This is a genomic window from Brevundimonas sp., assembly GCF_016742135.1.
GTDB lineage: Bacteria > Pseudomonadota > Alphaproteobacteria > Caulobacterales > Caulobacteraceae > Brevundimonas.
Genome location: NZ_JACVCG010000006.1, coordinates 95,415 through 115,524 on the forward strand (window position 1 = coordinate 95,415; position 20,110 = coordinate 115,524).

General features: G+C 66.3%; 20 protein-coding genes. 11 read left to right on the forward strand and 9 right to left on the reverse strand.

From position 1 onward, the window contains the following. Window positions 1–7 precede the first annotated feature (7 nt). The 4 genes from IBJ06_RS12820 (at window position 8) to IBJ06_RS12835 (ending at window position 3,843) form a co-directional block, all read left to right on the forward strand. Entirely contained in the window at window positions 8–1,210 is a 1,203-nt protein-coding gene (locus tag IBJ06_RS12820; protein WP_292161020.1) for a cell wall hydrolase, read from the forward strand. A gap of 88 nt (window positions 1,211–1,298) precedes the next feature. After that, a complete protein-coding gene (locus IBJ06_RS12825) occupies window positions 1,299–2,831 on the forward strand; it encodes a PAS domain-containing protein (RefSeq protein ID WP_292161024.1) in 1,533 nt (510 codons plus the stop codon). 83 nt (window positions 2,832–2,914) lie between these two features. After that, window positions 2,915–3,337: a response regulator gene (locus tag IBJ06_RS12830; protein WP_292161026.1), complete on the forward strand. Its 423-nt coding sequence runs from the start codon at window positions 2,915–2,917 to the stop codon at window positions 3,335–3,337. A gap of 26 nt (window positions 3,338–3,363) precedes the next feature. Continuing rightward, window positions 3,364–3,843 carry a BLUF domain-containing protein gene (locus IBJ06_RS12835; RefSeq protein ID WP_292161028.1) on the forward strand — a complete coding sequence of 160 codons (480 nt, stop codon included), beginning with the start codon at window positions 3,364–3,366 and terminating at the stop codon, window positions 3,841–3,843. Window positions 3,844–3,849: 6 nt separating this feature from the next. Here the strand turns inward: IBJ06_RS12835 and trxB are convergent, their stop codons facing one another. After that, entirely contained in the window at window positions 3,850–4,872 is a 1,023-nt protein-coding gene (gene trxB / locus IBJ06_RS12840; RefSeq protein ID WP_292161030.1) for a thioredoxin-disulfide reductase, read from the reverse strand. A gap of 71 nt (window positions 4,873–4,943) precedes the next feature. Here trxB and IBJ06_RS13330 point away from each other — a divergent pair, with 71 nt between their 5' ends. Beyond that, window positions 4,944–5,225: a hypothetical protein gene (locus IBJ06_RS13330; RefSeq protein WP_365812738.1), complete on the forward strand. Its 282-nt coding sequence runs from the start codon at window positions 4,944–4,946 to the stop codon at window positions 5,223–5,225. A 2-nt stretch (window positions 5,226–5,227) separates the two neighbouring features. Here IBJ06_RS13330 and IBJ06_RS12850 read toward each other — a convergent pair whose 3' ends face one another. The 8 genes from IBJ06_RS12850 to IBJ06_RS12885 all read right to left on the reverse strand — a co-directional run bounded on the left by IBJ06_RS12850 (window position 5,228) and on the right by IBJ06_RS12885 (window position 12,678). After that, window positions 5,228–6,241 (reverse strand): mitochondrial fission ELM1 family protein, encoded by a 1,014-nt coding sequence (locus IBJ06_RS12850; RefSeq protein WP_292161032.1) that lies wholly within the window; start codon window positions 6,239–6,241, stop codon window positions 5,228–5,230. Next, the gene (greA, locus tag IBJ06_RS12855) at window positions 6,232–6,705 is read right to left on the reverse strand and encodes a transcription elongation factor GreA (protein WP_292161034.1); all 474 of its coding nucleotides are present in this window, start codon (window positions 6,703–6,705) and stop codon (window positions 6,232–6,234) included. The genes IBJ06_RS12850 and greA overlap by 10 nt, the downstream gene beginning before the upstream one ends. Before the next feature lie 113 nt (window positions 6,706–6,818). Then, window positions 6,819–7,007 (reverse strand): hypothetical protein, encoded by a 189-nt coding sequence (locus IBJ06_RS12860; RefSeq protein ID WP_292161036.1) that lies wholly within the window; start codon window positions 7,005–7,007, stop codon window positions 6,819–6,821. Between the two features lie 58 nt (window positions 7,008–7,065). After that, on the reverse strand, window positions 7,066–7,731 hold the full coding sequence (locus IBJ06_RS12865; RefSeq protein WP_292161038.1) for a glutathione S-transferase: 666 nt from the start codon (window positions 7,729–7,731) through the stop codon (window positions 7,066–7,068). A 9-nt stretch (window positions 7,732–7,740) separates the two neighbouring features. Continuing rightward, entirely contained in the window at window positions 7,741–8,193 is a 453-nt protein-coding gene (locus tag IBJ06_RS12870; protein WP_292161040.1) for a hypothetical protein, read from the reverse strand. A 29-nt stretch (window positions 8,194–8,222) separates the two neighbouring features. Further along, window positions 8,223–11,522, reverse strand: a complete 3,300-nt coding sequence (carB, locus tag IBJ06_RS12875; protein ID WP_292161042.1) for a carbamoyl-phosphate synthase large subunit — start codon at window positions 11,520–11,522, stop codon at window positions 8,223–8,225. Window positions 11,523–11,538: 16 nt separating this feature from the next. Continuing rightward, window positions 11,539–11,853 carry a ribonuclease E inhibitor RraB gene (locus IBJ06_RS12880; protein WP_292161044.1) on the reverse strand — a complete coding sequence of 105 codons (315 nt, stop codon included), beginning with the start codon at window positions 11,851–11,853 and terminating at the stop codon, window positions 11,539–11,541. 120 nt (window positions 11,854–11,973) lie between these two features. Then, window positions 11,974–12,678, reverse strand: a complete 705-nt coding sequence (locus tag IBJ06_RS12885) for an HAD family hydrolase (RefSeq protein ID WP_292161046.1) — start codon at window positions 12,676–12,678, stop codon at window positions 11,974–11,976. Window positions 12,679–12,719: 41 nt separating this feature from the next. Between IBJ06_RS12885 and IBJ06_RS12890 the strand changes: the two genes are divergently transcribed. The 6 genes from IBJ06_RS12890 to IBJ06_RS12915 all read left to right on the forward strand — a co-directional run bounded on the left by IBJ06_RS12890 (window position 12,720) and on the right by IBJ06_RS12915 (window position 20,064). Further along, window positions 12,720–13,409 carry an SDR family NAD(P)-dependent oxidoreductase gene (locus IBJ06_RS12890; RefSeq protein ID WP_292161048.1) on the forward strand — a complete coding sequence of 230 codons (690 nt, stop codon included), beginning with the start codon at window positions 12,720–12,722 and terminating at the stop codon, window positions 13,407–13,409. 160 nt (window positions 13,410–13,569) lie between these two features. After that, window positions 13,570–14,319, forward strand: a complete 750-nt coding sequence (locus tag IBJ06_RS12895; RefSeq protein WP_292161050.1) for a hypothetical protein — start codon at window positions 13,570–13,572, stop codon at window positions 14,317–14,319. 107 nt (window positions 14,320–14,426) lie between these two features. After that, entirely contained in the window at window positions 14,427–15,584 is a 1,158-nt protein-coding gene (gene carA / locus IBJ06_RS12900) for a glutamine-hydrolyzing carbamoyl-phosphate synthase small subunit (RefSeq protein ID WP_292161052.1), read from the forward strand. A 33-nt stretch (window positions 15,585–15,617) separates the two neighbouring features. Then, complete coding sequence (gene dnaG / locus IBJ06_RS12905; protein WP_292161053.1) at window positions 15,618–17,495, forward strand: DNA primase; 1,878 nt, start codon at window positions 15,618–15,620, stop codon at window positions 17,493–17,495. Between the two features lie 76 nt (window positions 17,496–17,571). Next, the gene (gene rpoD, locus IBJ06_RS12910; protein ID WP_292161054.1) at window positions 17,572–19,521 is read left to right on the forward strand and encodes an RNA polymerase sigma factor RpoD; all 1,950 of its coding nucleotides are present in this window, start codon (window positions 17,572–17,574) and stop codon (window positions 19,519–19,521) included. A 177-nt stretch (window positions 19,522–19,698) separates the two neighbouring features. Further along, window positions 19,699–20,064, forward strand: coding sequence for a DUF559 domain-containing protein (locus IBJ06_RS12915; protein WP_292161055.1), 366 nt, complete (start codon window positions 19,699–19,701; stop codon window positions 20,062–20,064). The last annotated feature ends 46 nt before the right edge of the window (window positions 20,065–20,110 follow it).

Sequence of the window (20,110 nt, forward strand, 5' to 3'; positions counted from 1 at the left end):
TCGCCCCATGCGACGGATCGCGCCCATTCTCGACTGGCTGAAGGCCCGCTTTCCCGACGGACGGGGAACGGGACTGAGCCTTGTCGCCCTTCTGGCGCTGTCGGGCGTGACCATGACGGCCAGTTCCGCAGTGCGTCCGGAGATGGACCTGCGCGTCCAGTCGGTGATGGACATCACCCGGGGTGATCTGGGGTCCGGGGGGCTGGAGGCCATGGCAGCCCGCATGAGTCCGGCCCAGTTGGCACTGGCCATGCGCCATGACCCGGACGTCCAGCGGGTGGGCCATTTTGGCATGACGCCGGGGTGGGAGACCCTATCACTGGGGGGCAGGCCCTCGCTGGAGGCCGGCGAGACCGGACTGGAGGCCCACCGCCTGAACGCCGCCCGACCGGTGGCCCGGAGCCTGCTGCGGCCCGCGCGGCCCTTTACGCTCGGCAAGATCTCGACCGCGGACCGTGATCGGGCCCTGCGGTGCCTGACCCAGGCGGTCTATTATGAGGCGGCGCTGGAGCCGCGCCCCGGTCAGGAGGCCGTGGCCCAGGTGGTGCTGAACCGGGTGCGCGACCCGAACTTCCCCAACAGCATCTGCGGCGTGGTGTTTCAGGGTGCCGAGCGCGTGACCGGCTGCCAGTTCAGCTTTACCTGCGACGGTGCCCTGTCACAGGCTCCGGTGGCCTGGGCCTGGACCCGGGCCGAGGATGTCGCCCGTCGCGCCCTGGACGGCTATGTCGCCGAACGGGTCGGCACCGCCACCCACTATCACGCCGATTATGTGCATCCCTGGTGGGCCCCCAGCCTGGGCAAGATCGACCAGATCGGCGCCCACATCTTTTATCGCTGGAAGGGCTATCCCGGCGAATCCGCGGCCTTTTCCCAGGCCTATGCCGGGCGCGAGCCGGTGATCGACGAGGCCCGCTTTTCCCGACCGCGCCTGTTGCGGGCGGATACCGCACCGGACGGCACCGTGGAAACCACCCCGGACGGCACGATCGTGGGGGCCGCTCCCCGTACCGTCGAGATCAATGGCCAGACCCGGGTGGTGGGTGCCGTCAGCCTGGGCGGGCGTCGTCAGCCGACCGCCGAGGAAGTCGCCGCGATCAACCGCAACCTGGCCGAATTCGAAGGCAAGGACGCCCCCTCGGCGGCGGCCACGCCGGTGCCCGGCGTCGTCAGTCTGGACGTCGAGGAAGTCGGCCGCCCCTCGCGATGAGTGGACTTGGCAAGACCCGGGTTGAAACCGCAACGCTCTCCCCGCATTGATAGGCAATCGGGCGCACAGCGCCGCTTTTGAGATACGGATGTCCGACCCGTCGCCCGTCAGCCCATCCTGGACCGAAGCCGAACGGCTGGCCGCGCTCCACGATTACGAGATTCTGGACACGGAACCCGAGCGCGCCTTTGACGACATTGTGGATCTGGCCGCGACCCTGTTCGATGCGCCGATCGCCGTGGTCAATCTGATCGATGAGGACCGCCAGTGGTTCAAGGCCGAGAAGGGTCTGGGCGTGCGCGAAACGCCCTTGGACACCAGCTTCTGCGCCCATGCGATTCTGCAAGCCGACCAGATGGTGGTGCCCGACGCGACCCGGGACCCGCGCTTCGACTGCAACCCCTTGGTGACGGACGCCCCCGGTCTGCGCTTCTATGCCGGCCGGTTGCTGAAGTCGGCCGAGGGCCTGCCGCTGGGCACCCTGTGCGTGCTGGATACCGAGGCCCGGCCCGAGGGTCCGACCGACGTCCAGATGAAGGCGCTTGAGGTGCTGGCCGCCCAGGTCATGACCCAGCTGAACCTGCGCAGGGCGCTGAAACAGCAACAGCGCTCCGAGGCGGAATTCCGCGCCATCGCGGACTCCCTCCCGCAGATGGTCTGGGCGACCCGCCCCGACGGCTTCCACGACTACTATAACGCCCGCTGGTATGAGTTCACCGGGATGCCGCCCGGTTCAACCGACGGCGAAGACTGGAACGACGTCTTCCATCCCGAAGATCAGCAACGGGCATGGGGATTGTGGCGCCATTCACTGGCGACGGGCGAGCCCTATGAAATCGAATACCGTCTGAAACGGCATGACGGGGTCTATTGCTGGACGCTGGGCCGGGCGATGCCGGTCCGCGACAGCACTGGCCGGATCGTGCGCTGGTTCGGGACCTGTACGGACATCGACGATCTGAAGCGGATGGATCAGGCCAAGGAGCTGCTGAGCCAGGAACTGAGCCACCGCATCAAGAACATCTTTGCCGTGGTGTCGGCGCTGGTGGCGCTGTCGGCACGCCAGTATCCCGAAGCCAAACCTTTTGCCCAGGCGCTGCGGACCCGGATCAATGCCCTGGCACGCGCGCATGAATTTGTTCGGCCGCACAGCGATGTATCGCAGCCGCTGATGGGCAATATGACCCTGCACGGGTTTCTCACGGCGCTGTTCACCCCCTATACGGACGAGACGGGCGGACCCCGGGTGCGGATCAGCGGCGACGACGCCGCGTTTGACGATCAGGCCGCGACCTCGGTCGCCCTGCTGTTTCACGAACTGGCGACCAATGCCTCGAAATACGGGGCCCTGTCGGTGTCGGGAGGATATGTAGAGGTCACAACCGAACAGACCGCAGGCGGCGATTTCCATCTGGCCTGGCGGGAGCGCGGGGGACCGGAGGTCAGGGGCGTGCCCTCGACCGTCGGCTTCGGCTCGTCATTGGCAACCCTGTCGGTGGAGGGTCAGCTGGCGGGCAAATTGTCGCGCAACTGGAACCCGGATGGCCTGGAAGTGCTCATCGAGCTGCCCGGCACGGCCCTGTCCCGCCGGAAAGCAGCCCGAGACCTTACAAAGGCGTAAGGTGGCAACCGGCACGCAGATTGCACGTTCTTTTAGACAACGTCCCTCAACCCTCTTACTGGACCCCAACCCCGATTATCCCAATGCCCGCCCGTATCCTGATCGTCGAAGATGAAGCCCTTGTGGCCATGGAGTTGCGCTTCGTGCTCGAAGACCTCGGGCACGAGGTGGTGGGCACGGCTGCGGATTCGGCTGCGGCGCTGAAGATCGCCAAGGAAACCGACGTCGATCTGGCCCTTGTCGATATTCACCTGTCCGACGGCCCGACGGGGGTGACCATCGGTCACGAGCTGGCGGTCGATCACAAGGTGGCCGTGCTGTTCATGACGGCGAACCCCGGCATGGTCCGGGACGGCGTGGCCGGGGCCATTGGTGTGCTGTCCAAACCCACGGACGAACGGATCGTGCAGGACGCGGTCGCCTATGCCCTCGACCGCCGCAGCGGACAGATCCGCAACATGGCACCTCCGCAGCTACAGCTGTTCGAAGACAGTCCCCGGGCCTGAACATGCAAGACCTGAAAGGCTCGGCTATGGAGCAGCTTGTGTATGTCAGCCGCAGCGTCCGGGCCGTAAACAGCGCCATCGCCATGTCGGACATTCTGGCCGAGGCGCGCCCGAACAATGCGCGCGACGGGATCACCGGCTGCCTGACGGCGATAGATGGTCGCTTCGTTCAGGTCATTGAGGGCGAGGCCGACAAGCTGGACGACCTGATCAACCGCCTGCTCCGCGACGAACGCCATACCGAGCTGCGGGTGCTGGAGCGACGCACGGTCGCCGAGCGGGCCTTCCCGCAATGGGACATGCTGAGCCCCGTGCTGGTCACCGCCGAGATCGACGACCTGCGACGGCTGATGCGCGACGATTCGGGCGGGGGTCTGGACGACTTCATCGGCCCGCTGAAGACCGCGCTTGAGCGGCAAAGCGAGGTCTTGCACGAGGCCCGGACGCTGAGCGACAGGTCCACTCTCGAAGCGTCGAATGATGATGAGGCCGAGCGTACGGCCTGATCCCGCCTACCAGGCGCCGATCTTTTCGGCCTCGGCATGGGAGATAGGGTTACCAGCTCGCGCGTGGTCGACCTCGGCCAGATAACGGGCCGCCTCCAGCGCCGCCATACAGCCCATGCCGGCCGCAGTGACCGCCTGACGATAGACGTCGTCGGTCACATCCCCCGCCGCATAGACCCCCTCGATCGAGGTCGCCGTGGTCCCCGGCTTGACCACCAGATAGCCGCCCGCCTTGGTTTCCAGCTGACCGGCGAACAGTTCCGACGAAGGCGCATGACCAATGGCGATGAAGACGCCGTCGGCAGGCAGATCGCGGGTCTCCACCCCGTCGGTCGCGCGAATGCGGACACCCGTCACGTTCGAAGCGATGCCATCCGTCTGGCCCAGAATCTCGTCGACGACATGGTTCCAGATCACCTCGATCTTCGGATGGGCGAACAGTCGTTCCTGCAGGATCTTCTCGGCCCGGAACTCGTCGCGGCGATGGACGACCGTCACCCTTGAGGCAAAATTGGTAAGGAACAGCGCTTCCTCGACGGCGGTGTTGCCGCCCCCGACCACCACCACCTGTTTGCCCCGATAGAAGAAGCCGTCGCAGGTCGCGCAGGCCGAGACGCCGAAGCCCTGATATTTCGCCTCGCTTTCCAGCCCCAGCCATTTGGCCTGGGCGCCCGTCGAGATGATCACCGTCTCGGCCAGGATTTCCGTGCCGGAGTCGAGCGTCAGCCGAAACGGGCGCTGCGACAGATCGGCCTTTGTCACGATGTCATGGATGACTTCGGTCCCGACGTGCTCGGCCTGGGCCTGCATCTGTTCCATCAGCCAGGGGCCCTGAATGACCTCGGCAAAGCCCGGATAATTCTCGACATCGGTGGTGATGGTCAGCTGACCCCCGGGCTGAATGCCGGCGATCACCACGGGATCCAGCGAGGCGCGGGCCGCATAGATGGCGGCCGTCCAGCCGGCGGGGCCGGACCCGATGATGGCAACACGAACAGTGCGGGGCTGGGTCGGAGACAGTTTGCTCATGGTGCCTATTTAGGGGCTGATTCCCGATCATGCGATGGTTAGTGTGCCCGGGAACGGCGAAGGAGCTGGGGATGAGTGACAACAAGAACGGGGCCTTCCTGCCGCTGGGCATGGGGGCTGGCATCGCCATCGGTGTGGCGCTGGGGACCGCCCTCGACAATCTGGCGCTCGGACTGGCGCTGGGCGTCGCCATCGGCAGCGGCCTGGGCGTCGCCGGCATGGCGGCCGGCAGATCGAAAAAGAAAGACGGCGACGGATCGGCGGGTGGTCCGGCCAGCGACACCGGCGAGCGGGCCCCGAGGGACGTCGATGCCGGGGACGGCGGCGGCGATGGGGGCGGTGGGGGCGACTGACCTCAGCCGCGCCAGGCGTCGTAGCGGCGAAGCAGTTCCTGCGCGGCGCGGTCCGTTTCGGCCAGGGGCCGGCGTGCTACGTCCGGCCAGACCAGGCTGCCGTCGAAGGGCCGGGCCAAACCCCGATCCAGCAGGGATTGCCTGAGGCGATCAAACTTGGGCTGCGGCTTGCGCGCGACCATGGGCAGGAGATGCACCGGCTTGCCGGTCGAGGCCGCCTCGGTCGCCATATTGGCGCTGTCCTCGGTGACCAGCACATGACCGGCGGCACCGAGAAAGGCGAAATAGGGATTGTCACCCTGCCCGTCCCAGACCCAGCCGGGCAAGGTTTCCAGACGCTGGCGGATGATGGCTTCGGCCCTGGACGGCGTGCGGCGTGACAGGGTGACCATGACCGACCCGTTCACAGCCCTCACGGCCTTCGCGATCCGGTCGGCCAGCCACGCCGCATGGTCGGGTGGCAGGTCGTGACTGGCCGAGCGTCCGCCGATCAGCACCGCCACACGGGGATGGGGCAAGGGGTCAAGGCGATCCGCGAAGGCCGCTACGGCGTTGGCGATGCGGGTCGGCGTGATGCGATGGGGTGAGCCGAGGATCGACATGACATTGGGGCCACTCAGGCCGTCGTGCTCGGGCGCGATGATCAGATCGAAGCGGCCGGTCCGCCAGCGGGGATCCTGCGTCTGGACGACGAAGGGCCGCCCCGGCCCAGCGGCCGCGGCCCGCACGGACAGGGGCAGGGAAGCGCGGCCGGTGGCGATCCAGATATCCGGCCAGGACGCCCCGTCAGACGGCAGAACGGCGTCGGATGCGGGGTCGCGCATCCACGGCTGTTTCAGCGCCGACGGCCATTTGTCGAACCCGCGGCGCCAGCGTATGCGGCACAGCTCGATATCGGCGGGACGCAGGCGCTGGACGGCCTCGGCCAGCCCCAGCGCCTGATTCTGGATGCCGGCCCGACCGTCAGAGACGACCCGGATCCGGAGGGGATACGCGCTGTCGCGTGTCAGATCCACTCGACCTTGAGGATTTCATAGGCCTTCACGCCCCCGGGCGTGTTGACCTCGACGACGTCGCCGACCTCCTTCGAGATCATGGCGCGCGCCAGCGGGGAGGTGATGGAGATCCGCCCCTGTTTCACATCGGCTTCGTGTTCGCCGACGATCTGGTAGCGGGCCTCTTCCTCGGTGTCCTCGTCAACGACGGTGACCGTGGCCCCGAATTTCACCTGCGTCCCCGACAGCTTGGACACATCGATCACCTGGGCCCGCGACATGCGGTCCTCGATCTCGGCGATCTGACCTTCGATCCAGCCCTGGCGCTCCTTGGCGGCATGATATTCGGCATTCTCGGACAGGTCGCCGTGTTCACGGGCCTCCGAGATCGCCGTAATCACCGCGGGACGTTCCACGGACTTCAATTGCTTGAGCTGATCGTCCAGGGCGCGATAGCCCGGGGCCGTCATCGGCACTTTTTCCATAGGATGGTGAGTTTCTTGTTTCGCCCGACTGCGGAGAGGAAGGTCAACCTTGAGAGAAGGTCGCGGGGCGCGCGCGACCGGGGCAAAGAGGATAGGTCACGATTTCGCTGAACTCAAGCCGTTGGACGTATCGTTGTGCGGCGTACCTTGCGGATCAGGCTGCGGGTCAGCCACCCCAGGGCCACCAGAGCCACGACCATGAAGACGGCGGACACGAGGGCCAGCTTGGCGAACATCAGCGCGAGGCTGAAGGCGATCACCACGAGCCCGAGGGCGACAAGATAAACGACAGCGATCTTCATGCCGGGTTAACGCTCTGCCGCGCCGCGGGTTTCACCGGCATGTCCTCGCGCGGGACGGTCAGGCGTAGCTGTAGGGTCCCCCGCGCTCAAGGGCGCGCTGCCAGGCCGGGCGGGCGTGAATGGTTTCGAGGAAGGCCTTGAGCTTGGGGCGGCGGTCAAAGCCGGGAATACGCTGGGCACCCGCCTCGATCGGAAAGCTCATCATGATGTCGGCGGCGGAAAAGGCCCCGCCCGCGAACCACGGGTGGGCGGTCAGTTCGGCCTCCCAGAAGTCGATATGGGTCTGGAGCTGCGGATCGATGAAGCCGGACTGGGCCTTGCCGGCGATGGACTTGACCAGCGGTCGCACCAGGCCGGGGGCGCGTTTCGGCAGCTGACTGAACACCAGCTTGAGCAGCAGCGGCGGCATGGCCGAGCCCTCGGCATAGTGCAGCCAGTAGCGATAGCGGCGACCCGCCTCGGTGCCCGAAGGGGGTGCCAGCCTGCCCTTGCCGTGGGTCTCGACCAGATAGTCGACGATCGCCCCGGTTTCGGCGACCCGGATGTCACCGTCATCGACCACCGGCGACTTGCCGAGTGGATGGATGGCCTTGAGCTCGGGCGGGGCCAACATGGTTTTTGCATCGCGCTGATAGCGCTTCACCTCATAGGGCAGGCCCAGTTCCTCGAGCAGCCACAACACCCGTTGGGACCGGCTGTCGTTGAGGTGATGCACGGTGATCATGAGGGCGGCCTAGTAAGCGTTCTGGGGCTGGTCGGTAAAGGTCAGGCGCGTCACCTTCCAGCCGGTCGGTGCGCGGTAGGTGTCAAAGGTGAAAAACACCGGGACCTGAGGCGTGTGAACGACATAGAGAACCCTGCATACACTTTCAGCAAGACACACAGAGTCGACCTCTTCCCACCCCAGAATACCTTCGTACATCGTCACCATGCTTCGCGACTGTCCGATCAGGGTGGGCAGGACAGAATCGCGCGTCGGCATGGGGGTGTCGCCGAGCAGGCCGTCATAGGCCAGCTCGAGCTGGTCCGACTGGAGCCGGGACAGGAACAGGTCGATGATCGGGGCGATCCCCGCCCGCTGCTCTGCGGTAACAGGCGGCAGTTCATGCTCCTGCGCCAGCGCCGGTGTCGCGAAAAGTCCGAGCGCAACGGCCGCGACCAGTGCCGGCAGCGATGAATGACGCATGGATGTCCCTCCCCTGTTGATCTCCTGCCTCAGGCGTAAGCCTGCAGCGGGCGGACGTCCAGATCGTCGTTGCGGATGGCGGCGATGGCGTGGACAGCGGCAAGGGCGCCGGCGGTCGTGGTGTAGTAGGGGATCTTCATCATCAGGGCTGTGCGCCTCAGGCTGAAACTGTCCTGCAGGGACTGTTTGCCCTCCGTGGTGTTGAAGACCAGCTGGACGTCGCGGTTCTTCATGGCGTCGACGATATTGGGGCGGCCCTCCAGAACCTTTTTCACATGCCCGACGGGGAGGCCCTGCTGGACCAGCCAGGCGTGGGTGCCACCGGTGGCGATCACCTCGAACCCCTGTTTCAGCAACAGGGCGACGGGTTCAACGATGAAGGGCTTGTCGGAATCCTTGACCGAGACGAAGGCGCAGCCCTTGACCGGCAGGGTGGTGCCGCCGCCGATCTGGCTCTTGGCAAAGGCACGGGCGAAGGCCTCGGCCATGTCGGGTTCGCCCTCGCGCTTCCAGTCCAGACCCATGACCTCGCCGGTCGAGCGCATCTCGGGCCCCAGCACGGTGTCGACCCCGGCAAAGCGGGCGAAGGGGAAGACCGCTTCCTTGACAGCAATATGGTCATAGGGGCGGTGCTCCAGACCGAAGGAGGCCAGCGGCACACCGGCCATGACCTTGGCAGCGATGGCGGCGATCGGCTGGCCGATGGTCTTGGCGACAAAGGGCGCCGTGCGGCTGGCGCGCGGATTGACCTCCAGCACGAAGATGCGCGGGTTTTCCGAGTGTGGCTCCTCGATGGCGAACTGGACGTTCATCAGGCCACGCACCTTCAGCGCCTTGGCCATGGCCTCGGTCTGGCGCATCAACTCGGCCACCACCCCGGAGGACAGGGAATAGGGCGGCATGGAACAGGCGCTGTCGCCCGAGTGGACGCCGGCTTCCTCGATATGCTCCAGCACCCCGGCGACGAAGACGGTCTCGTCATCGCACAGGGCGTCGACGTCGACCTCGGTCGCGCGGTTCAGATAGTGGTCGATCAGGACGGGATCGTCGCCGGACACCCGCATGGCCTCGCCGACATAGCGGTCCAGCTGTTCGCGGTCGTGGACGATCATCATGCCGCGTCCCCCCAGCACATAGGAGGGGCGCAGCACGACCGGATAGCCGACCGCCTCGGCCTTCTGCGCGGCTTCCTCGGCCGAGCGGGCGAGCGCATTGGGCGGCTGCATCAGTCCGATGTCGTGCAGCATCACCTGGAACCGCTCGCGATCCTCGGCGAGGTCAATGGAGTCGACACTGGTGCCGAGGATCGGCACGCCGTCTTCCTGCAGGGCGTGGGCCAGCTTCAGCGGCGTCTGGCCTCCGAACTGGACGACCACACCGATTAGGTCGCCGGCCCGGCGCTCGACGTCGATCAGCTCCAGCACATCCTCGGCCGTCAGCGGCTCGAAATAGAGACGGTCCGAGGTGTCATAGTCGGTCGAGACGGTCTCGGGATTGCAGTTGACCATGATCGACTCGACGTCGATCTCGGCAAAGGCAAAGGCCGCGTGACAGCAGCAGTAGTCGAACTCGATCCCCTGTCCGATCCGGTTCGGACCGCCGCCGAGGATGATGGCCTTCCGGCGATCCGAGGGGCGGGACTCGCACTCCGGCACCTGGCCGAGCGCGCCGGTCTCATAGGTCGAATACATATAGGCGGTGGCGGAGGCGAATTCGGCGGCGCAGGTGTCGATGCGCTTGAACACCGGTCGCACGTCCAGCGCGCGGCGGGCCTTCCTGACCGCAGCCTCGGTGGTGCCGGTCAGGGCCGCCATGCGGGCATCGGAGAAGCCCTTGGCCTTGAGCTGGCGGAAGGCGTGGGCGTCGGTCGGCAGACCCCTCACCCGCAGGTGGCCCTCGTCGCGGATCAGCTCCTGGATCTGGCGCAGGAACCAGGGCTCGTACGAACAGGCGGCCTGGACTTCTTCCACCGTGAGGCCGTGGCGGAACGCCTGGGCGATGACGCGGATACGGTCGGGCGTGGGCGTGCCCAGAGCCCGCACCACGGCGGCGCGGATGGCACCCTCGTCGTCCGTATCGGTGGTGCCGTCGATCTCGATCTCGTCGAAGCCCGACAGGCCGGTCTCGAGACCCCGCAGGGCCTTCTGCATCGACTCCTGGAAGGTCCGCCCGATGGCCATGACCTCGCCCACCGACTTCATCGAGGTCGACAGCAGCGGCTCCGACCCCGGATATTTCTCGAAGGCGAAGCGCGGGATCTTGGTGACCACATAGTCGATCGAGGGCTCGAACGAGGCCGGGGTCACGCCAGTGATGTCATTGGTCAGTTCGTCCAGCGTATAGCCGACAGCCAGACGGGCGGCGACCTTGGCGATCGGAAAGCCCGTGGCCTTGGACGCCAGCGCCGAGGACCGCGACACGCGCGGATTCATCTCGATCACCACCATGCGGCCGTCGGCCGGATTGATGGCCCACTGGACGTTCGAACCGCCGGTCTCGACCCCGATTTCGCGGAGCACATTGATCGAGCCGGTCCGCATCCGCTGATACTCCTTGTCGGTCAGCGTCAGGGCGGGGGCGACGGTGATGGAGTCGCCGGTGTGCACCCCCATGGGGTCCACGTTTTCGATCGAGCAGATGATGATGCAGTTGTCCGCCTTGTCGCGGACGACCTCCATCTCATACTCCTTCCAGCCGAGGACGCTTTCCTCGATCAGGACCTCGGTGGTCGGCGACAGGTCGAGGCCCCGCTCGACGATCTCGCGGTATTCCTCCACGTTGTAGGCAATGCCGCCTCCGGTGCCGGCGAGGGTGAAGCTGGGGCGCACGATGGCCGGCAGGCCGACGAACTCCAGCGCCTCCTCGGCCTCGTCGATGTGATGGATGGCGCGCGAGCGGGGGCTTTCCAGACCCAGCTTGTCCATGGCGTCACGGAATTTCTGGCGGTCCTCGGCCTTGTCGATGACCTCTGCGCGGGCACCGATCATCTCGACTCCCAGCCGGGCCAGAACGCCCGATTGTTCGAGGGCGAGGGCGGTGTTGAGGGCCGTCTGGCCGCCCATGGTGGGCAGAAGGGCGTCGGGCCGCTCCTTTTCGAGGATTTTCTCGACGAACTCGGGCGTGATCGGCTCGATATAGGTGGCGTCGGCCACCTCCGGATCGGTCATGATGGTGGCCGGGTTCGAGTTGACCAGAATGACCCGGTAGCCCTCGGCCTTCAGCGCCTTGCAGGCTTGGACGCCCGAATAGTCGAATTCGCAGGCCTGGCCGATGACGATCGGGCCGGCGCCGATGATCAGGATCGACTGGATGTCTGTGCGTCTGGGCATCGCGGGCCTCGTCTTGTCAGTTCGTCACGACCGCACACTCCCAGCCGTCATAGTCCAGCTGGAAGGCCGCGGCCCAGGATTGCATCATGGCGGAAACGGGCGCGAACGAGGCTTCGTCCACCGCCATGGTCGTTTCCAGAATGGTCGAGTCGTCGGAACCGCGCGTGACGAAGCCGGCCCGGCGGGCCACCTCGTTCAGGTCGTCGTGATCGCCCTCGCCATAGAAGTAGAACAGAGTGTGGCGCGGGGTCAGGCCACTGTCGCCATGCTCCGCCAGGGCCGCCCGGATCATGGCATCACGCTCGTCATGCGGGATATCGGCAGCGGTCACGGAACGGCGGTCCTTTGGCGCACGAAAACCCGACGGAGGAGAAGCCCCCGGCGCGGTCACGTCTGGTTGTCGGTTAAGCGGCCGGTCTAAAGACGCGGGGGCGCGCTAGCAAGGCCTGAATCAGTCCGTGTGACGTTCAATCCGCGCCAGCCATTCCGGCAGTTCATCGAAGCAGGCAAGCGTGACATAGCGGGGGTGGCCTTCTGGGGCGTCGGCCAGTTCATGGGCCCAGGTGACCTCATACGGAATATGCACGCCCCAGGCCCCGGCCTCGATCGCCGGCAGGACGTCCGAGCGCATGGAATTGCCGACCATGACGCCCTCGTCCGGACCGGTGCCGTGGCGGGTGAAGACCCGCTCGTAGGTGGAACGGTCCTTTTCCGAAACGATCTCGACGCCCGAGAACAGGTCGCCGAGGCCGGAGGCAGCCAGCTTGCGCTCCTGATCCATCAGGTCGCCCTTGGTCACCAGCACCAGCCGGTAGGTGTCGGTAAGTTGCGCCAGGGTCTCGGCCACACCCGGCAGGGTCTCCACCGGATAGGCCAGCATTTCCCGACCGGCGGCCAGAATCTCGCGGATGGCCGAAGACGGGGGATCGCCGTCGCACAGCTCCATGGCCGTCTCGATCATCGACAGGGTGAAACCCTTCACCCCATAGCCATAGAGGCGCAGGTTGCGACGCTCGATCTCGGCCAGCCTGTGCGCGATCACCGCATTGTCGTGATCGGTCAGAAGGTCGAGAAAGCGGGCCTGGGTGAGGCGGAAGATCGTCTCATTGTGCCAGAGGGTATCGTCGGCATCGAGGCTGAGGGTGGTGATGCGCATGGGCGCTGCCTAACACCGGAATCAGGCGTTTGGGAGAGGTGATGAGCGACACATCTGCCGTGGTGATCGGGGCGTCGGGCGGGATCGGCGCGGCCTTGGTACGTCAGCTTGAAAACGCCGGGCACCATTCCAACGTCCACGCCCTCTCGCGCTCGGGCACCGGGCTAAATCTGGAGGATGAGGAGTCAATCGCGGCAGCCGCCTCGCGGATCGCCGACGGGCCGCCCCCTGCCCTGGTGATCGTCGCCACAGGGGTGCTGCACGGGGCCCATTCGCCCGAGCGGACCTATCGCGCCCTTTCGGCCGAGCACCTGATGCGGGACTATCGACTGAATGCCATCGGCCCGGCGCTGGTGGCCAAGCATTTCCTGCCCCTGATGCCGCGCGAAAGCCGGGGCGTGTTCGCGGCCCTGTCGGCGCGGATCGGGTCGATCGGTGACAACCGGCTGGGCGGCTGGCACGCCTATCGGGCATCCAAGGCGGCGCTGAACATGCTGATCCGCAACCTGGCCATCGAACATGGCCGAACGCACAAGGGCGGAATTGTCGTCGGCCTGCATCCCGGCACGGTGGCGACCGGACTGAGTGCCCCCTTCCAGGCCGGGGTACCTGCCGAAAAGCTGTTCACGCCCTATCATTCCGCCGAACAGCTTTTACGTGTAGTTTCAGTACTTGATGCGTCTGACAGCGGTGGCGTTTTCGGTTGGGACGGGCGACGAATCCCGGCCTGAAGAAAAAGACGGTGAACGGCGCATTCACCGGGTTTCTTGACCGTCCGTAGACAATCACAGGCGCATTCTGTGAGCGTCGGGGACCAACTGTCATCCGGGGGGCCTTATGGGGACCTTTCCTTATGACCCGGTGGAGTCCGCCGGGTTTGTTGATGCTACCATGGCGAGCATGAGCGGCTCGTCGCAAGCGCCGCTGCATTTCGACGCCCAACAGGCGGGCTTTGAGATGGTCACGCGCGGACGACGGGGCCTTTCGGTCAGCCTGATCGCCCAGGACATTGTCGCGCTCGACAGCGGTCAGGCGGTCTCCCGCCGCGTGCGCCGGATCATTCGACACACCGGGGGCGAGGCCGGGCTGAACCTGTTCGGTCGGGGCACGCTGGAGGGCGGGGACCTGCGCCGCATCGACCTGCAGTCCCTGCGCATCGGGCTGGACCTGCTACGCCGTACGCCGGGGCTGACCGGCGTCCTGCCGGTCTTCTGGCGGACCCTGGCCACCAGCCATGGTCGGTTCGCCCTGCTGTACGCCGGGACCAATGACGAAGCTCGCCCCGCGGGCTTGTCGATGGAGATCATGGGCGGCACGGAGACGTCACGGCTGGACATGGTGGCCGAGGTCATCGAACAGTTCCAGACAGGCCCGATCGGCATGATCCTGCACGCCGCGCCCGATATCGGCGTCGTCCGGCAGGCGGCGCTGGCGCGGGCCTCCTGCCTGTCTCTGGATTTTGCCGGCGTCGATCACCTGTCGCCCGAGGGCAAGGCCGAGGCCCGGGACCTGATCGCCGCTGCCCGACAGGTGGCGCCGACGGTGCTGCTGGTCAACCTCAGACCCGACTGGGCCCCCGCCGCCCACGAGGCCGGGGCCACCCATGCCGTCTTTGCCCCGATGGAGCCGCTCAGCCTGTAGCGGCAAAGGTTGACCGGGCGGGGTATGCCCCCTAACACCCGGCCGCTTCCGGCCCCCGTCGACACGCGACGGGTGCACGGGGGCGAACTCCGCGATAGGATGCCGCCATGACCCGAACCCTCCCCGGCGTAACCGGCGTGCTGGCGCTTGCCGACGGCACCATCCTGCAGGGCCTTGGCTGCGGGGCCGAAGGATCGGCGCTGGGCGAAGTCGTCTTCAACACCGCCATGACGGGCTATCAGGAGATTCTGACCGACCCTTCCTACATGAGCCAGATCCTGGCCTTCACCTTCCCCCACGTCGGCAATGTCGGGGTGAATGCGGAAGACGTCGAGCAGATGGGCGAAAGCGCGGCCACCTCGGCGCGCGGGGCCATTTTCCGCGATGTGCCGACGGCGCCGGCCAACTGGCGGGCGGGTCAGTCCTTCGACGACTGGATGAAGAGCCGCCATGTGGTGGGGCTTGCCGGGGTCGACACCCGCGCCCTGACCGCGCGCATCCGCGAAAGCGGCGCGCCCCATGCGGTGATCGCCCACAGCGCCGACGGACAGTTCGATCTGGATGCCCTGGTGGAACAGGCCCGCGCCTGGCAGGGGCTGGTCGGGCTGGACCTGGCGAAGGACGCCTCGACGCTTCAGGCCTTCGACTGGGACCAGGGGCTGTGGGACTGGCCCGAGGGCTATCCGCGGGTCAACGCCGCCGACAAATCGGTGGTCGTCGTCGACTATGGGGTCAAGAAGAACATCCTGCGGGCACTGGCCTCGACCGGCGCCAGGATCACCGTGGTGCCCGCTACGACGCCGGCCGAGGACATCCTTGCGCGCAAGCCGGACGGCGTGGTCCTGTCGAACGGTCCGGGCGACCCGGCGGCGACCGGCGAATATGCCGTGCCGGAGATCAGAAAGCTGGTGGCCTCGGGCACGCCGGTCATGGGCATCTGTCTGGGTCACCAGATGCTGGCGCTGGCCATGGGTGCCCGGACCATCAAGATGGATCAGGGCCACCATGGGGCCAACCATCCGGTCAAGGACCTGACAACCGGCAAGGTCGAGATCGTCTCGATGAACCACGGCTTTACGGTCGACCGGGACAGCCTGCCGGACGCGGTAACCGAAACCCACATCAGCCTGTTTGACGGCACCAACTGCGGCATCGCGCTGAAGGACAGGCCTGTGTTCAGCGTCCAGCATCACCCCGAGGCCAGTCCCGGGCCGACCGACAGCCTGTATCTTTTCGGACGCTTTGCCCGGATGATGCAGGGCTGAGGGCCCCCCCGGTCCCGCAGAGGTCAGGACGCGGTGAAATTCGACGAACGATTCATCGAGGAACTGAAGTCCCGGCTCAGGCCGTCGGACGTGATCGGCCGGACGGTGAAGCTGAAGCGGCAGGGGCGCGAGTTCGTGGGTCTGTCGCCCTTCACCAGGGAGAAGTCGCCGTCGTTCTTCGTCAATGACGAGAAGGGGTTCTTCCATGATTTCAGCTCGGGCAAGCACGGCGACATCATCAGCTTCCTGCAGGAAACCGAGCGGCTGAGCTTTGTCGAGGCGGTCCAGCGGCTGGCGGGCGAGGCGGGTCTGGCCCTGCCGGCCGAGGACCCGCAAGCCGCCGCGCGCGAACAGCGCCGCAGCACCCTGTTCGACTGGACCGAACTGGCGATGAAATGGTTCTCGGCCAATCTGCGCCGATCGGTGGGGGCAAGCACGCGTGAGTACCTGAAAAGGCGCGGCCTGCCTGAAGACCAGTGGGACCGGTTTGGTCTCGGCTATGCCCCGAATGACCGCGAAGGGCTGAAGGCCGCCCTGGTTCAGAAGGGTGCCACGCCGGGTGACCTTGTGGAGGCGGGCCTGCTGATCGCGCCGGAGGGCGGGGGTGCCCCCTATGACCGGTTCCGCGATCGGCTGATGTTTCCGATTCTGGACGACCGCGGACGGGTGGCCAGCTTTGGCGGCCGGGCCATGAATCCCGACGACCGGGCCAAATATCTGAATGGCCCGGAAAGCCCGCTGTTTCACAAGGGGGCCACGCTCTATGGCATGCCGGAGGCGCGCAAACTGCTGGGCGCCTCGAAACAGGCCGGTCTGGTGGTGGTCGAGGGCTATATGGATGTGATCGCCTGTCAGCGGGCGGGCATCCCGGCGGTCGCCCCCATGGGCACAGCCCTGACGGAGGAGCAGATGGCGCGTCTGTGGCGGGTCACGCCCGAGCCCATCCTGTGTTTTGACGGGGACGCCGCCGGCCAGCGCGCCGCCGGCCGCGCGGTCGAACGCGCCCTCCCCCTGCTGAAGCCGGGGCGGAGTTTCCGGTTCTGCCTGCTGACCGACGGGCGCGACCCCGACGACATGCTGCGCGAGGCCGGCGCCCCGGCCCTGCGCGAGGCCCTGTCCCGCACGCGGCCGTTCGTCGAGGTCCTGTTCCAGAAGGAGGCCGAGGCGGAGCCCCTCGACACCCCCGAACGGAGGGCTGGACTGAAGGCCCGGCTGCGGCAGGCGTCCGAAGCCATCACCGACCGGGACCTGGCGGAACAGTACCGGCGCGACCTGTTCGAGCGGTTTGATGCCGTGATGCCGGGGCGTGGTGCGAAGTATACCCCCCGCAACGACGGCAGCTCCCCCGGCAACTGGAGGCGGGGCGTGGTGCCTCCCCTGGCCGGTCAGACGCCAGAGGGGGCCGAGGCGCTGCATGCCTTCAACCGGTCCATAGAGCCGATGGCGGCCGCTCTCGCCCTTGCGGCCCTCGATGACGTCGAGCGGCTGGACGTCCATCTGGAGACCGTAGCCGGAGCCGGCTTCGGCGATCCCGCGCTGGACGGCCTGGCCCAGGCGCTGGTCCAGCAGCGCCTGGGAGGGGGAGCGTCCCTTGACTCTGTCGCGCTTCGTCGCCATCTGGCCCAATCGGGTTACGAGGCCCTGTTGCACGAGGTCGAGAAGGCGGCGGCGAAGTCCGGTGCGCCATTCCTGGCAGAAGATCTGCCCCTCGGCGAGGCACGGACCCTGTGGTCGCAGGCGTTTGACGCCCTGACGCGGATCTCCGCGTTGGAGCGGGCGCTGGCCATGGCGAAGTCGGAGGCCCACCGGGCGTTCGACAGCTCTGCCTTCACACAGCTGAAGGCAGAGCGCGATGCCCTGCGACGTGCGATCAAATCGGGAAGCCTTTGGGAAGATGCCGCAGGAGCCTAACGGGGCCGCGGCCGTTTTCCCGTTCATATAGTGCCGTTTAGCCACAGTGCGGCGGCGGGTCGGAGACGAACACGGGATGAGTGCGCAGACGGACACGCAGGACAATGACGCCCCGAACGACGGGCCCCTGCTCGATCTGACCGACGCCGGCGTCAAGAAATTCATCAAGCAGGCCAAGACGCGCGGCTATGTGACGATGGAGGATCTGAACAAGGTGCTGCCCTCGGAAGAGGTCACGCCGGACCAGATCGAGGACACCCTGGCCATGCTGTCCGAGATGGGCGTCAACGTCGTCGAGGCCGAGGAGGACGGCGAGGCCGCCCAGGGCACGGACGTGGCCGAGAAGGCCGAGACTTCGGTCTCGGAGACCGACGCCAAGCCGACCTATGACCGCACCGACGATCCGGTGCGCATGTATCTGCGCGAGATGGGCTCGGTCGAGCTGCTGAGCCGCGAGGGCGAGATCGCCATCGCCAAGCGGATCGAGGCCGGCCGCGACGCCATGATCTCGGGCCTGTGCGAAAGCGCGCTCACCTTCGAGGCCATCATGGTGTGGCGCGACGAACTGCTGAACAACCGCATCCTGCTGCGCGAGGTCATCGACCTGGACGCCACCTACGGCGTGCTGAACCCCGCCAGCCTGCCGCACAACCAGCCGCCGCAGCCGATCCCCGGCCAGCCCAAGCCGCCCCGCACCGCCGAGGAGGCGGAAAAGGAGGCCGAGGAGGAAGAGGACGAAGACGATTTCGACGACGGCGGCGGCATGTCGATCTCGGCGCTGGAAGCCGAGTTGCGCGACGGCGTCATGGAGGTGCTGGACGCGGTCGCCAACGACTTCGGCGCCTTCCGCCGGCTGCAGGACAAGCTGGTCGAGGCGCGACTGAAGGGCGAGGCCCTCTCGGCCAAGGACCAGAAGGCCTATGAGGCCCTGTCCGGGGCGATCTCGGATCGCCTCAAGTCGATGAAGTTGAACAACAACCGCATCGAGGCCCTGGTCGAGCAGCTGTATGCGATCAACAAGCGACTGATCTCGCTGGAGGGACGCCTGCTGCGCCTCGCGGACAGCTATGGCATTTCCCGGCCTGAGTTCCTCAAGGCCTATTTCGGCTCGGAGCTGGATCCCGACTGGACCGAACGCGTCAAGGACATGGGCGTGCGCTGGACCAAGTTCAGCGAGAATGAAGCGGGGCAGATCGCCCAGATCCGCGGTGATGTCGCCGCCGTGGCTTCCGAAGCCGGCCTGCCGATCGACGACTATCGCCGCATCGTCCAGAAGGTGCAGAAGGGCGAGCGCGAGGCGCGTCAGGCCAAGAAGGAAATGGTCGAGGCCAATCTGCGTCTGGTCATCTCCATCGCCAAGAAGTACACCAACCGCGGCCTGCAATTCCTTGATCTTATTCAGGAAGGTAACATCGGCCTGATGAAGGCGGTCGACAAGTTCGAGTATCGCCGCGGCTATAAATTCAGTACCTATGCGACCTGGTGGATCCGGCAGGCGATCACCCGCTCGATCGCCGATCAGGCGCGGACCATCCGCATCCCGGTGCACATGATCGAGACGATCAACAAGATCGTGCGCACCAGCCGCCAGATGCTGCACGAGATCGGCCGCGAGCCGACCCCGGAAGAACTGGCCGAGAAGCTGGCCATGCCGCTGGAGAAGGTCCGCAAGGTCCTGAAGATCGCCAAGGAACCGATTTCGCTCGAAACCCCCATCGGCGACGAGGAAGATTCGCACCTCGGCGACTTCATCGAGGACAAGAACGCCGTCCTGCCCATCGATGCAGCCATCCAGTCGAACCTGCGGGAAACCACCACCCGCGTGCTGGCGTCGCTGACCCCGCGCGAGGAGCGGGTGCTGCGCATGCGCTTCGGCATCGGCATGAACACCGACCACACGCTCGAGGAGGTCGGCCAGCAGTTCAGCGTGACCCGCGAACGCATCCGCCAGATCGAGGCCAAGGCGCTCAGGAAGCTGAAGCATCCGTCGCGGTCGCGGAAGCTGCGGTCGTTCCTGGACAGCTGATCGCCGACGTCCTTCTCCCCCCGTGGGAGAAGGTGTCAGGCGGAGCGGCTGTGGTCGCCCCCTCCACCGCTACGCGGTCCCCCTCCCCCGCCTTGCGGGGGAGGAGCCGCTGCTTGATCCTCCTCCATAGCGGAGCGTATGGGGGAGGGGGACCGGCGAAGCCGGTGGAGGGGGCGGATGCGCGCACCAATCCTCACTACAAAACGGGCCAGGGCAGGCCGTCAAAAAATGACATTGCCCGAGGTTTTGCTCTGGAACGATCTGAGACGCGGTCGTCTCGGGGGATTGCGTTTCCGTCGCCAGCATCCGGTCGGCCCCTATATTCTGGACTTTTATCTGCCGTCCCACTGTCTCGCCATCGAGGTCGATGGACGGATCCATGAGCATCCCGATCAGGCCGGACATGACCTGCATCGGGATAACTGGCTGGCCGAACAGGGTATCCGGGTGATGCGCTTTGCGGCACGACATGTGCTGAATGACGAGGCCCGGGACGGTATTCTCGCCGCGATCCTTGAGGTGGCGAAGGGTCAAGAGGGTTAGGCGTTCTGCCTGTGGTCGCCCCCTCCACCGCTACGCGGTCCCCCTC